This is a genomic window from Rhizobium sp. N324 (assembly GCF_001664485.1).
Taxonomy (GTDB): domain Bacteria; phylum Pseudomonadota; class Alphaproteobacteria; order Rhizobiales; family Rhizobiaceae; genus Rhizobium.
Map to the genome: position 1 here is coordinate 3879916 of NZ_CP013630.1, position 13735 is coordinate 3893650.

At 61.7% G+C, this 13735-nt stretch carries 14 protein-coding genes; 11 read left to right on the forward strand and 3 right to left on the reverse strand.

The genetic code is table 11. The features are described from left to right. Nucleotides 1-7: 7 nt before the first annotated feature. Nucleotides 8-283, reverse strand: a complete 276-nt coding sequence (locus AMK05_RS18780; RefSeq protein ID WP_037094330.1) for a DUF4164 domain-containing protein — start codon at nt 281-283, stop codon at nt 8-10. Between the two features lie 335 nt (nt 284-618). Here AMK05_RS18780 and tkt point away from each other — a divergent pair, with 335 nt between their 5' ends. From tkt to AMK05_RS18820, 8 genes are all read left to right on the forward strand, one after another. After that, entirely contained in the window at nt 619-2592 is a 1974-nt protein-coding gene (tkt, locus tag AMK05_RS18785; RefSeq protein ID WP_064840632.1) for a transketolase, read from the forward strand. Between the two features lie 81 nt (nt 2593-2673). Further along, nucleotides 2674-3684: a type I glyceraldehyde-3-phosphate dehydrogenase gene (gene gap, locus AMK05_RS18790; protein ID WP_064841442.1), complete on the forward strand. Its 1011-nt coding sequence runs from the start codon at nt 2674-2676 to the stop codon at nt 3682-3684. Nucleotides 3685-3925: 241 nt separating this feature from the next. After that, the gene (locus AMK05_RS18795; RefSeq protein WP_064840633.1) at nt 3926-4240 is read left to right on the forward strand and encodes a hypothetical protein; all 315 of its coding nucleotides are present in this window, start codon (nt 3926-3928) and stop codon (nt 4238-4240) included. Nucleotides 4241-4401: 161 nt separating this feature from the next. Then, a complete protein-coding gene (locus AMK05_RS35610; protein ID WP_064840634.1) occupies nt 4402-4581 on the forward strand; it encodes a hypothetical protein in 180 nt (59 codons plus the stop codon). A 295-nt stretch (nt 4582-4876) separates the two neighbouring features. Then, the gene (locus AMK05_RS18805; protein ID WP_064840635.1) at nt 4877-6751 is read left to right on the forward strand and encodes a potassium/proton antiporter; all 1875 of its coding nucleotides are present in this window, start codon (nt 4877-4879) and stop codon (nt 6749-6751) included. A 68-nt stretch (nt 6752-6819) separates the two neighbouring features. Further along, a complete protein-coding gene (locus tag AMK05_RS18810) occupies nt 6820-8022 on the forward strand; it encodes a phosphoglycerate kinase (RefSeq protein ID WP_064840636.1) in 1203 nt (400 codons plus the stop codon). A gap of 310 nt (nt 8023-8332) precedes the next feature. Beyond that, nucleotides 8333-9355 carry a class I fructose-bisphosphate aldolase gene (locus tag AMK05_RS18815; protein ID WP_064840637.1) on the forward strand — a complete coding sequence of 341 codons (1023 nt, stop codon included), beginning with the start codon at nt 8333-8335 and terminating at the stop codon, nt 9353-9355. A 144-nt stretch (nt 9356-9499) separates the two neighbouring features. Then, entirely contained in the window at nt 9500-10423 is a 924-nt protein-coding gene (locus AMK05_RS18820) for a PhzF family phenazine biosynthesis protein (protein ID WP_064840638.1), read from the forward strand. Nucleotides 10424-10438: 15 nt separating this feature from the next. On the opposite strand, the gene AMK05_RS35290 is transcribed toward AMK05_RS18820, so the two are convergent. Next, nucleotides 10439-10603: a hypothetical protein gene (locus tag AMK05_RS35290; RefSeq protein ID WP_088937637.1), complete on the reverse strand. Its 165-nt coding sequence runs from the start codon at nt 10601-10603 to the stop codon at nt 10439-10441. Between the two features lie 171 nt (nt 10604-10774). Here AMK05_RS35290 and AMK05_RS18825 point away from each other — a divergent pair, with 171 nt between their 5' ends. The 3 genes from AMK05_RS18825 (at nt 10775) to rcdA (ending at nt 13262) form a co-directional block, all read left to right on the forward strand. Next, the gene (locus tag AMK05_RS18825) at nt 10775-12091 is read left to right on the forward strand and encodes an MFS transporter (RefSeq protein ID WP_064840639.1); all 1317 of its coding nucleotides are present in this window, start codon (nt 10775-10777) and stop codon (nt 12089-12091) included. 73 nt (nt 12092-12164) lie between these two features. Further along, entirely contained in the window at nt 12165-12356 is a 192-nt protein-coding gene (locus AMK05_RS18830; protein ID WP_003542803.1) for a DUF1192 domain-containing protein, read from the forward strand. Between the two features lie 390 nt (nt 12357-12746). Beyond that, the gene (gene rcdA / locus AMK05_RS18835; RefSeq protein ID WP_003542804.1) at nt 12747-13262 is read left to right on the forward strand and encodes a protease adaptor protein RcdA; all 516 of its coding nucleotides are present in this window, start codon (nt 12747-12749) and stop codon (nt 13260-13262) included. Nucleotides 13263-13399: 137 nt separating this feature from the next. On the opposite strand, the gene rpmE is transcribed toward rcdA, so the two are convergent. Then, nucleotides 13400-13621, reverse strand: a complete 222-nt coding sequence (gene rpmE / locus AMK05_RS18840; protein ID WP_008533100.1) for a 50S ribosomal protein L31 — start codon at nt 13619-13621, stop codon at nt 13400-13402. Nucleotides 13622-13735: the final 114 nt, after the last annotated feature.

The following is a 13735-nucleotide window of genomic DNA, read 5'->3' on the forward strand; positions in this document are numbered from 1 at the left end:
CTTTCTGTCAGCGATCCAGAACCGCGCGGATCGTTTCCATAGCCGTTACCAGCCGCCGCGACACCTCGCGGTTGACTTCTTCAAGCCGGTTGGCGCGGAATTCGGCCTGATCGAGCTCCTGCGCCAGCCGGGAGCGGTCGGCGTGCACGCGCCGCACCTCGCCCTCGATCTCGCCCTGCTCGCGCTCACGCTCGACACGCATGTCGACGGCGTTTTCGAGGCTCGAAATCGCCTGTCTCAATTCGTTGAGCGCTGCTTCCATGGTTTTGCCTGTGGGCATCATGCCTTCCCGATTCCCGCGCAGGATCCGCGAATCGGCACGCCGCGCCGATCCTGCGATTTCAAAAAGGATATGCAGCTCGCCGACGGCCCGTCAATAAATCCTGTCACTTGCCCACCGGCCTATCCTGTGGATGAGCGTTTTAGATGTCCTCGCCCAGCAAGATTTGTCTTTTGTACAACCGCGCGATCAAATGTCAAAAATCGCGGCAGCCTGCCCGGATTTGGCGCCCCATTTATTGACTTGCCAGCGCCAACTGCTATGTGTCTGCCGCTTTCACTCGATGGTCTTGGAGGCTCGAGGCCATCCCCCCGACACCCGGAACTTGCGGAAAAGCCATGACCTCTCCCGAACAACACGACCGGATGGCGAATGCGATCCGTTTCCTCGCCATGGACGCCGTCGAAAAGGCGAACTCCGGCCACCCGGGCATGCCGATGGGCATGGCCGATGTGGCAACGGTCCTGTTCACCAAATATCTGAAGTTCGATCCGAAGAGGCCGCATTGGCCGAACCGCGATCGCTTCGTGCTCTCGGCCGGCCACGGCTCGATGCTGCTTTATTCGCTGCTGTATCTGACCGGCTATCCCGACATGACGATCGAGGATCTGAAGCAGTTCCGCCAGCTCGGCTCGAAGACCGCCGGCCATCCGGAATATGGTCACGCCACCGGCATCGAAACGACGACCGGCCCGCTCGGCCAGGGCATTGCCAATTCCGTCGGCATGGCGATTGCCGAACGCAAGCTGCGTGAGGAATTCGGCTCCGATCTTCAGGATCACTATACCTATGCGATCTGCGGCGACGGCTGCCTGATGGAGGGCATCAGCCACGAAGCCATCGCACTCGCCGGCCATCTGAAGCTCAACAAGCTCGTTCTGTTCTGGGACAACAACTCGATCACCATCGACGGCGCCGTGTCTCTGTCGGATTCCACCGATCAGATCGCCCGTTTCAAGGCCGTTCACTGGAACACGATCGAGATCGACGGTCACGATCAGGCCGCCATCGCCGCCGCGATCGAAGCCGCCCACAAATCCGACCGGCCGACCTTCATCGCCTGCAAGACGATCATCGGCTTCGGCGCCCCGAACAAGCAGGGCACCCATAAGGTCCACGGCAACCCGCTCGGCGCCGAGGAAATCGCCGCCACCCGCAAGGCGCTGAACTGGGAATCCGAAGCTTTCGTCATCCCGTCGGACGTCCTGGACAGCTGGCGCGCCGCCGGCGCCCGCTCCGCCGATCTCGTCAATGCCTGGGAACAGGGTGTGGCCAAGGCTCCGGCCAGGACCGAATTCACCCGCCGCATGGCAGGCGAGCTGCCGGAAGGCTTCGATGCCGCGATCAGCACCTACAAGAAGAAGCTCGCCGAGACCAAGCCGACCGTTGCCACCCGCAAGGCTTCGGAAGACGCGCTCGAGGTCATCAACGGCTTCCTGCCGGAAACGCTCGGCGGCTCGGCCGACCTGACGCCGTCGAACAACACCAAGACCAGCCAGATGCACTCGATCACGCCGACGGATTTCGCCGGCCGGTACATGCATTGGGGCATCCGCGAGCACGGCATGGCCTCGGCCATGAACGGCATTGCGCTGCATGGCGGCCTTATTCCCTACAGCGGCGGCTTCCTGATCTTCTCGGATTACTGCCGCCCGCCGATCCGCCTCGCTGCGCTGATGGGCATCCGCGTCATCCACGTCCTGACGCATGACTCGATCGGCGTGGGCGAAGACGGCCCGACGCACCAGCCGGTCGAACAGCTCGCCGGCCTGCGCGCCATCCCGAACCTGATGGTCTTCCGTCCGGCCGACGCCACGGAAACGGCGGAATGCTGGCAGATCGCCGTCAAGACCCACAACCGTCCGTCCGGCCTTGCTCTGACACGTCAGAACCTCAGCCCGGTCCGCACCGAATATAGCGAAAAGAATCTCTGCGAGCAGGGCGCTTATACGCTGGCCGGCAATGCCAACGCCAAGGTGACGATCTTCGCCTCGGGCTCGGAAGTCGAAATCGCCGTTGCCGCCCGCGCAGCCCTCGAAGCCAAGGGTGTCACGGTGCGCGTCGTGTCGGTTCCCTGCACGGAACTGTTCTTCGAGCAGCCGGACGCCTATCGCAAGGAAGTGCTTGGCAACTCGCCGGTCAAGATCGCCGTCGAAGCCGCCGTCCGCGAAGGCTGGGATGCCTTCATCGGACCGGAAGGCACTTTCATCGGCATGAAGGGCTTCGGCGCTTCCGGCCCGGTGAAGGATGTTTACAAGCATTTCGGCATCACCGCCGACGCCGTCGTTGCGGCCGCGGAAGCAAAGCTTTAATGAGAGCGCCTTGAGGCGCTCTCCATCTCCTCAATTCCAGGCCCGCTTTATCGGGCTCTATTCTATCGGGAGTGAATGAACATGACAGTCAAGGTTGCCATTAACGGCTTCGGCCGCATCGGCCGCAACGTCCTGCGCGCTATCGTCGAATCTGGCCGCACCGACATCGAAGTCGTCGCCATCAACGATCTCGGCCCCGTCGAAACCAACGCCCACCTGCTGCGCTACGACTCGATCCACGGCCGCTTCCCGGCAACGGTGAAGGTCGAGGGTGACACGATCATCGTCGGCAACGGCAAGCCGATCAAGGTCACCGCGATCAAGGATCCGGCGACGCTTCCGCATCGCGAACTCGGCGTCGACATCGCGATGGAATGCACCGGCATCTTCACCGCCCGCGACAAGGCGGCCGCTCACCTGACGGCCGGCGCCAAGCGCGTCATCGTTTCAGCGCCTGCAGACGGCGCCGACCTGACCGTCGTCTTCGGCGTCAACCATGACCAGCTCACCAAGGAGCACTTGGTCATCTCCAACGCCTCCTGCACCACCAACTGCCTGGTGCCGGTGGTGAAGGTCCTCGACGACGCCGTTGGCATCGACCACGGCTTCATGACGACCATCCACTCCTACACCGGCGACCAGCCGACGCTCGACACGATGCACAAGGACCTGTATCGCGCCCGCGCCGCCGCCCTCTCGATGATCCCGACCTCGACCGGCGCCGCCAAGGCCGTCGGCCTCGTTCTGCCGCATCTGAAGGGCAAACTCGACGGCACCTCGATCCGCGTTCCGACCCCGAACGTTTCGGTCGTCGACTTCAAGTTCGTCTCCAAGAAGGCGACCACGGTCGGCGAAATCAACGAAGCCATCCAGGCTGCTGCCAACGGCAAGCTGAAGGGCATCCTCGGCTACACCGACGAGCCGCTGGTCTCCCGCGACTTCAACCACGACAGCCACTCCTCGATCTTCGCGACCGATCAGACCAAGGTCATGGAAGGCAACTTCGTGCGCGTCCTGTCCTGGTACGACAACGAATGGGGCTTCTCCAGCCGCATGTCCGACACGGCAGTCGCTTTCGCCAAGCTCATCTGAGCACACTCAAAGTATCGTTATACAGGCGGCCCGGGAAACCGGGCCGCTTTTTGTTGCCATGCCGCGAACGAAACCGATCTTCCCCGTACCGGTATCTTTTCGTCCATTGCCGGAACGAGATCTGATAGGATAACGGAACTGGGCGTTCCAAAATGCCCAGTTTCCTCGCGCCGCATCGGCCACCAACCAGGCGCGGACATCAGTGCGTGCGGCAGCGCTGTCGCCAACATGAGAGAGATGAATGGATTATTTTACCGTAGAAATCGCCGGCCGCGCCGTTGCCAGCTTTCGCTCCGAAAATGATGAGGACGCGACGCATTTCTTCGAGGCGGAAGATTTTCGCGACGATCTGACCATCCTGGAGTCCGAGGGCAAGCCCCTGTGGGACCGCAAGGCTACGCTGAGCCTGCGCAAGGCGACCGCCGAAGAGGCAAGCGAAGTCGAGCACGCCTATGAATTCGACGACGACCCCGAAAGAACCATCGAGGACGAGTTCGTCGTCTTCCTCGTTCCGGTCGCGGATCTGACCGACGAAGACGAGGACAGCGAAGACTGAGACCGGCTTTTAAAGCCACATCGAAGCGACGGCTCCGGTGTGGCGTTGCCACTCGCAGGCAAGGATCAATCACGGATTGGCCATCCGCTGGCTAGGCATGATAGAGTAAGGACATGCACAACGCTGCACAATGGCTGAAATGATCCAAGTGGAGGCGACAAATGGCAGAGGCACAAAAACGCTTGTCCCCCTCCACTCTCAAGCGGCGGCAGCGGTTTCACCCCAAGCGGGACGTCAGACCCGCGGTGCTGACAAAGGCTAATCGCCTGGTCATCCGGGTTGCCGCGTTCATCTGCCTCGCATTTCTCACCGTCATTATCACTCAGGCAATGTTGGGATAGCAGAGCGGCGGACAGGCAGGAAAAATCCGTGCCCGTCTCTTTTGCCCTGCTCTCGCCTGATTTTCTTATACATTCTTTATAGAGAATTTCTCCCGTAGCATTCCGTGTCGGTTGGCCGTCCGGCAACCGTTCAGCAGCATGATGCAGCATCGCGACGAGGTTAAGCCGCAAGGCCTACCCTTCTCTGGCGTTTTGCCGTTTACTGATCGGCCGCCGCGCGTGAGGAGGGGTTGGATGAAGACGGGTCGGCCTGACCTGGCCATATTCGCGAAGCAGTCGATGGAAAGGGGTGGGCATGGAAGCGTTCTATATCGTGGTGCTGGTCTCGACGGCGCTCGTGCTTCTTGCCGCTTTTTCAAGCCTGCTCGCCTTCCGGTTCGGCGCCCCGCTGCTGCTGCTTTTCCTGATGATCGGCCTTGCCGCCGGCGTCGACGGCCTCGGAATCGAGTTCAGCAACAATTACCTCGCCTATATTCTCGGCTCCATTGCGCTCGCCGTCATTCTGTTTGATTCCGGCTTCGGCACGCCGATGCACGCCTTCCGGCTCGCGGCGGTGCCGTCGCTGGCGCTCGCCTCGCTCGGCGTGCTGATAACCGCCTCGCTCTTTGCCTTCGCCGCCATGTGGCTCTTGAACTTCACCTGGCTGGAGGGCCTGCTGCTCGGCTCGATCGTCGCCTCGACGGACGCCGCCGCCGTCTTCTTCCTGCTGCGCATCGGCGGCATCAATATCCGCGACAAGGTGCGCTCGACGCTCGAAGTCGAATCCGGCACCAACGATCCGATGGCGATCTTTCTCACCATTGCCCTCGTCGAGGTGCTGGCTAGCGGCGAGCGCTACGCCGGCATCAATATCGGCATGCTCGCCATGTTCGTGCAGCAGATGGGGCTCGGTGTCATCCTCGGCCTGCTCGGCGGCATGATGATCGTGCTGATCGTCAGCAAGCTCGACACCGACCGCGGCCTGACGCCGATCTTCGTGCTGGCGCTCGCCCTGCTCGTGTTCTCCTTCACCGGCGCGGTCGGCGGCAGCGGCTTCCTCGCCGTCTATGTCGCCGGCATTTACGCCGGAAACCGCAAGATGCAGGCGATCGGCACCATCAAACGCTTCCAGGACGGCATGACCTGGCTGGCGCAGATCATCATGTTCCTGGTGCTCGGCCTGCTCGCCACGCCGTCGCAATTCCCGGTGATCATCGTGCCGGCCATTCTGCTTGCCCTCTTCCTGATCTTCATCGCCCGGCCGTTGGCGATCTGGCTGTCGCTGCTCCCCTTCGATTACACGCAGCAGGAGATCGGCTTCGTTGCCTGGGTCGGCCTGCGCGGCGCCGTCTCCATCCTGCTCGCCATCATGCCGATCCTCGGCGGCCTGGAAAACGGCCAGATTTATTTCAACACGGCCTTCATCATCGTGCTGGTCTCGCTTCTCGTCCAGGGCTGGACGATCAAACCCGTCGCCAAAAAGCTCGGCCTGATCATTCCGCCGCGTATCGGCGCCGTCGACAAGGTCGAGGTCGACCTGCCGGGTGCGGCCAACCACGAACTGCTCTCCTACCGCGTCATCAAGGATAGCCCGGTGCTGCGCGGCGAGCGCATTCCGCGCTGGGCAACCCCTTCCCTCGTCATCCGCGACGGCAAGTCGATGCGTTATCAATATGCCGGGCGGCTGCGGGAAAACGATCTCGTCTATCTCTTCATCGTGCCGAGCTATTCCCGCCTGCTCGACCGGCTCTTCGCCAGCCGTGCGCCGGTGGATGAGGACGATGCCGAATTCTTCGGCGCCTTCGCGCTCTCGCCGGCCCGCCCTGCCGCCGACCTCGACGCCGCATATGGCCCCGGCCTGCTCAACGAATCCGAAAAGGGCCTGACCATCGCCGAACTGATGCGCCAGCGCCTCGGCGGCAAAGCCGATTATGCCGACCGCGTCCGTCTCGGTTCGATCATCCTGATCGTCCGCGATCTCGATGAGCATGACCACGTCACCTCCGTCGGCATGTCGCTCGAAGCCGTCGAACCGGCGATCACCCTGCCGATCTTCATCAACCTCAAGGACATCATCCAGCGCATCCGCGACCGCCTGAAGGGGCGCCGGAGGCGAGAGGCCGCGGCCTCCGAAGCCGCTCCGAAAGCAGCGGCCGGACGCGACGAAGGCACACACGAAAACGGTCGCTGAACGCCTTGCGTCTCGAATGATCCTTGCTATGGTCGGCGCAATTTCCGCCAACCAAGACTGGATCTCCCATGCCCTCCTTCAAGACCCTCGACGATCTCACTGATATCCGCGGCAAGCGCGTTCTCGTCCGCGTCGATCTCAACGTCCCGGTCAAGGACGGCAAGGTCGCCGATACGACGCGCATCGAGCGTGTGGCGCCGACGATCCTCGAACTGTCCGAGAAGGGCGCCAAGGTGATCCTGCTGGCCCATTTCGGCCGGCCGAAGGACGGCCCTTCGCCGGATCTGTCACTGTCGCTGATCGCCCCTTCCGTCGAGGAAGTGCTCGATCACGCCGTATCGACGGCCGCCGACTGCATTGGCGAGGCCGCCGCCGCCGCCGTCGCCGCGATGAATGACGGCGATATCCTGCTTCTCGAAAACACCCGCTTCCACAAGGGCGAGGAAAAGAACGATCCCGACTTCACCAAGGCGCTCGCCGCCAACGGCGACATCTATGTCAACGACGCCTTCTCCGCCGCCCACCGCGCCCATGCCTCGACCGAAGGCCTCGCCCACCACCTGCCGGCCCATGCCGGCCGCACCATGCAGGCCGAGTTGGAGGCGCTGGAAAAGGGCCTCGGCGATCCCGCCCGCCCGGTCGTCGCGATTGTCGGCGGCGCCAAGGTCTCGACCAAGATCGACCTCCTGATGAACCTCGTAAAGAAGGTCGATGCGCTGGTCATCGGCGGCGGCATGGCCAATACCTTCATCGCCGCCCGCGGCACCAATGTCGGCAAGTCGCTCTGCGAGCATGATCTCGCCGAAACCGCTAAGCAGATCATGATCGAGGCCGCGACATCAGGCTGCGCCATCATCCTGCCGGAAGACGGCGTGATTGCCCGCGAATTCAAGGCGGGTGCCGCCAACGAGACGGTCGATATCGAGGCCATTCCCGCCGATGCCATGGTGCTCGACGTCGGCCCGAAATCCGTCCAGGCCATCAATGCCTGGATCGATCGCGCTTCCACGCTCGTCTGGAACGGCCCGCTTGGCGCCTTTGAGATCGAGCCCTTCGATGCCGCGACCGTCGCTGCCGCGAAATACGCCGCTGGCCGCACTGCAGCCGGCAAACTCACCTCCGTTGCCGGCGGCGGCGACACCGTCTCGGCGCTCAACCATGCCGGCGTTGCCGACGATTTCACCTATGTCTCCACCGCTGGCGGCGCTTTCCTGGAATGGATGGAAGGCAAGGAACTTCCCGGTGTCGCCGTTCTTAACGCCGGCCGGTAACTGCCTGCGCATCGGCCCGACATTTGGGCCGATGCGTCCGTTCGAGTGCTGCAGCGTCCTTCGCGCGCCTAATGAGGCGCTAGGCGCCGCAAGCCCGATTTAACAGGTTTTACATGTGGATAGACCGCGGCGGCGAGGAGCATTCCGCGGTCTTTTGCTCACGGGCCGGAAAAAATCCCATTTTTTTAACCGATTGAATTGATTTCAATCGTTTCAGTGAGTTAGGCTTCCATTTTCCTCCCTATGAACTTCTGTTATCGCCGTCCTATATTCTAAACCGCCGATGTTTAATGCTGTGGAGAGAACGAGAATGAGCGAACGACTGGAAGACATTGCAGTGCAGATGGTTGCAGGCGGCCGGGGACTGCTTGCGGCAGATGAATCGACCTCCACCATCAAGAAGCGTTTCGACACGATCAATCTCGAATCGACCGAAACCAGCCGCCGCGATTACCGCGAGATGCTCTTCCGCTCCGACGAGGCGATGAAGAAATATATCTCCGGCGTCATTCTGTTCGAAGAGACGCTGTTCCAGAAGGCTGCCGACGGCACGCCTTTCGTCGACCTCATCCGCGCTGCCGGTTCCATTCCCGGCATCAAGGTCGACACCGGCGCCAAGCCGATGGCCAAATTTCCCGGCGAAACCATCACCGAGGGTCTCGACGGCCTCGGCGAACGCCTTGCCAAATATTATGAAGCCGGCGCCCGTTTTGCCAAATGGCGCGGCGTCATCGCCATCTCGTCCTCGCTGCCGACCCGCGGCTCGGTCCGCGCCAACGCTCAGGCACTCGCCCGCTATGCGGCTCTCTGCCAGGAAGCCAAGATCGTGCCGATCGTCGAGCCCGAATGCCTGATGGACGGCAAGCCGGGCGACCACAACATCGACCGCTGCGCCGAAGTCACCGAAGCCACCCTGCGCATCGTTTTCGAGGAACTGGCCGAGGCCCGCGTCAGCCTCGAAGGCATGATCCTGAAACCGAACATGGTCATCGACGGCAAGAACGCCCGCAAGGCCTCGGTCGAGGAAGTTGCCGAGCGCACCGTCAAGGTTCTGAAGGCGACCGTTCCCTCCGCCGTTCCCGGCATCGCCTTCCTTTCCGGCGGCCAGACCACGGAAGAGGCGACCGCGCATCTTTCCGCGATCAATGGTTTTGACCTGCCCTGGCTCGTCACCTTCTCCTACGGCCGCGCCCTGCAGGACAGCGCGCTCAAGGCCTGGAACGGCAAGCCTGAGAACGTCGCCGCCGGCCAGCGCGAATTCACCCACCGCGCCGAGATGAACAGCCTCGCCGCCAAGGGCAGCTGGAAGAAAGACCTGGAAAAGGCCGCCTGATTTTTTCAGCAGCCTTGAGTGAGACGAAGAGGGGGCGGCAACACATCGTTGCCGCCCCCTCTTGCATTGTCACAGCGACAAGAAACCGCTTCATTCCCTTAACAACCATGCTTACTCATAGCGGCCGCCACAACAGGAGCCGCCATGGACACCCTCTCCTACATCACCGTCGATGTCTTCACCTCCACCCGTTTCGAGGGCAATCCGCTAGCCGTCATCTCCGATGCACGGGGCCTGAGCGATGCGGCGATGCAGAAGATCGCCACCGAATTCAACTATTCCGAAGTCACCTTCGTTCTGCCGCCGGAAGATCCGCGGAATTCGGCCCGCGTGCGCATCTTCACGCCGACGATGGAAATTCCCTTCGCCGGCCATCCGAATGTCGGCACCGCTTATGTGCTCGGCCAGCAGGCAGAGATTTTCGGCAGGCCGATCGGCGAGAAATTGCGCTTCGAAGAAAAGGCCGGCATCGTCGAAGTCGACCTGAAACGCAGCGGCGGAAAGATCGCGGCCACCGCCATCCGTGCGCCGCAGCCGCTGACGGTCGGCGATACCATCTCCGAGGAAATCATCGCCCGCTGCATCTCGCTCGAGCCCAGCGCCATCGTCACAACCACCCACGCACCGGTCTTTGCCTCGGTCGGCCTGAACTTCGCCGTTGCCGAAATGAGCGGGCTTGACGCGCTGGTCGCGGCCCGCCCGAATCTTGCCGGTTTCCAGGCGGCTGCCGGCCGCCAGACGACGAGCGGCCACGACTTCTCGCTCTTCGTCTATGCCAGAACAGCTGAGAATCCGTGGTCTATTCGCGCCCGCATGTTCGCACCGCTCGACAACGTGCCCGAGGACCCGGCAACCGGCAGCGCTTCAGCCGCCCTCGGCGCCTATCTCGTCTCGCTCGCACCCGACGCCGATATGACCGTCCGCGTCACCATTGAACAGGGCGTCGAAATGGGTCGCCGCAGCGTCATCACCCTCGATGTCGTGAAATCCAAAAGCATCGTCACCGATGTCGTCATCTCCGGAACCTGCGTTTTCGTCATGCGCGGAGAAATTGTGCTGCAGAACTGACGGCCGCATATCGGCTTACATCAGGAAGTCGCGCAACAGCAGGTCCAGTGCCCAGACCCCAAAAGCGATCAGCGCGATCTTCCAGAAATCCATGCGCCGCCGGAGGCCTGGAAACCCGAGCGGCTTGACCAGCTGTATCGCCATGGCAAGGATGAGCAGCAAGGCTATCAGCTTTGTCATGCTTTATTTTTTCCATTTTTCGGAATGTCACAGGACGGACATTTTTCCGCGCGAACACAGGATCCGACACGCCGTAAAGAGATTCCGGGGCACAATCAATCATCTTGAGGCTGGGCAGACGCAGGTCTTGCCTTATGTCCGTGTACAATCGCTGAGACCGAGTCTGGGGAAATGAAGAGAAATCTGCTGTCCGTCGCCGCGTTGCTCTTTGGCACGCTCTTCCTTTTCATGGGCAATGGCCTGCAGGGCATCCTGCTTCCGGTGCGCGGCAATCTCGAAGGTTACGCCACCACGACACTCGGCCTGCTCGGCACCTCCTGGGCCGGGGGCTTCGTCATCGGCTGCCTGGTGGCGCCGAAACTGGTGCGCCGCGTCGGCCATGTCAGAGCTTTCTCCGGCTTCATCTCGATTATCGCGATTATCGCGCTGGTGAGCGGCATTATCATCCATCCAATCTGGTGGGTGGTGCTGCGCGCCGTCACCGGCTTCTCCACCGCCGGCACCTCGATGATCATCGAAAGCTGGTTGAACGAGCGCGCCAGCAACGAGAGCCGCGGCGCGATCTTCTCGCTCTATATCGGCATCACGCTGCTCGGCGTCGTCGGCGGCCAGATGATGATCCCGCTCGAGGATGTGCGCACGCCGGTGCTGTTCATGATCTGCGGCATTTTCTATTGCATTGCCATGCTGCCGACGACGCTTTCGACGGCCGCTTCGCCGCAGCCGCTGAAAGCGGTGCGCCTCGATCTGCCGGCGCTCTATCGCAATTCGCCGGTCTCCTGCCTCGGCATCCTGCTTGTCGGCATCGCCAACGGCGCCTACGGCACGCTCGGCGCCGTCTTCGGCGCGGGCGCCGGCCTCTCCGACACCAGCATCGCCGTCATGATGAGCGCCACCATCTTCGCCGGCGCAGTGATGCAACTGCCGGCCGGCCGGCTTTCCGATCGCATCGACCGGCGCTATGTGCTCGCCGCCATGTCCGGGGTCGCCGCCCTTGCCGGCTTGCTGATCTTCTTAATCCATCCGACGTCGCCCGCCCTGCTGATCGGGCTCGTGGTCCTTTACGGCGCGGTGGCCAATACGCTCTATCCGATCGCCGTCGCCCACGCGAACGACTTCGCGGCATCGGAGGATTTCGTCAAGGTCTCAGGCGGTCTGCTGCTGCTCTACGGCATCGGCACGGTGATCGGCCCGACGATCGGCGGCCCCGTCATGTCGGTGATCACCCCGCATGCACTTTTCCTCGTCACCGCCATCGCCCACGTGCTCATCACCGTTTACGCCATCATCCGGAGCCGCATCCGCGCCGCCGTCCCTGCCAGCGATCGCGACGCCTACACGACGATCCCGACCGGCACCTCGCCGATGCTGACACCGCAAAGCATGTCGCTCGCCGATCGCGGCAGCGGCAAGCCGCCCGAAACCGGCAAACCTTCTGAAACGGGGAAGTCTCCCGAAAGCAGCGATCCTGCTGTAAAGTTCGGCTAAAGCGCGTCGCGATCTTTCGGGTTCGCTCCGCGCTTTGGGTCTTATTTTCGAGGCAGCAACGGAGGACGAACCCATGAGCTTCATTGATGACGACCGGCCGCAGAAAAAAGTCGCCCACGAGATCGGCGCCGATCTCTCCATGCTTTCGGTGGACGAGCTGAAGGCCCGGGTGGAATTGCTGAAGACGGAGATCGCCCGGCTCGAAGCCGAGGCCGCTCGCAAGGCCTCCGGGCGACAGGCGGCCGAAAGCTTCTTCCGCTCGTAATCCGATAAACCTCCGAAAAACAAGGATATAGGCGTATAAACGAGCCCACTCAAAGTCTTGCTTCGGCACAATGTTAATAAAATATTAAGCTTTATAAGGTATTACTGTACTCATCCGGATTTTCTCTGGATCTCAGACAGTTTTCCAAGCGGTGAATTGGTCTGATTTTTCTCCCTGTTTTACCTTGAGAGCCGCTTTTGCGGCTCTTCTTTTTCCTTGTGCCCGGCGCCTTTCCACGAAACTGTGGAGATTAACCCTTTCTTAAGAAACGGCTTGCGCAATTGGGCTAATGATACCATCTTAAAGACACAAAAACCGGGCTCGGAAACTTTTCCGTCGGTGCCGGCGTTACCTGACCATATGTAGCTGCGTGCAACAGGGACTATTGCGATGTCGGAAGTTGGATTGAACACGATCAGTTTTGCAGGCCGCGCCGCTGCATCCTCGCAGTTCAAGGCACTTTATGCGGAAGGCATGTCGCTGGTCGAAGAGACCGCGGCCTACCTCGACGGCCAGGGCCGCGCCGCTTCCAAGGTTCTGCCGCGGATGGCCTCGGTTCTCTACGCCGCGGAATCGATGCGTCTCACCACCCGCCTCATGCAGATGGCCTCCTGGCTGCTGCTGCAGCGCGCCGTCAACAACGGCGAAATGTCCCGTGACCAGGTGCTGGCCGAAAAGAACAAGGTTCGCCTCGACGGCTTCAATGTCGACCGTGCCGCGCCCGGCTGGGGCGACCTGCCGGAATCCTTCCGCGACCTCGTCGAGCGCTCGCTGCGTCTGCAGAACCGCATTGCCCTGCTCGACCGCGAGATCTACCGCCCGTCCGAAGCCGTGATCGTTCACGATAATCAGAACAGCGTCCAGGCCCAGCTTTCGCTGCTGCAGACCGCCTTCGGCAACAACTGACCAGATCTGCGGGAATTCCATACAAACCGGCCGCGTCCGACGCGGCCGGTTTTTCTTTGCCTGAAAACGCCATTCCCGACCACGCAAAAAAGCCCGGCAGAACCGGGCTCTTTTCGAATTCCGTCGGGCAGAAGCGATTAGAGGCCGAGGCCGCCGAAACGCTTGTTGAACTTGGAAACGCGGCCGCCGCGGTCCATGAGCTGCTGGTTGCCGCCGGTCCAGGCCGGGTGCGACTTGGAATCGATTTCGAGGTTCATGACAGCGCCTTCCGAACCCCAGGTCGAGCGGGTTTCGTATTCGGTGCCATCGGTCATGACCACCTTGATCACGTGATAGTCGGGATGGATGCCTGCCTTCATAACAATCTTCCTGCGATACCGGAGTTCAATTTGCCGCATGCAGTTGCGGCCACCGAACCGATTGAATAAATGAAGCCGCAGTCGTGATGGCTACGGCTTCCCATTAGGATGGCG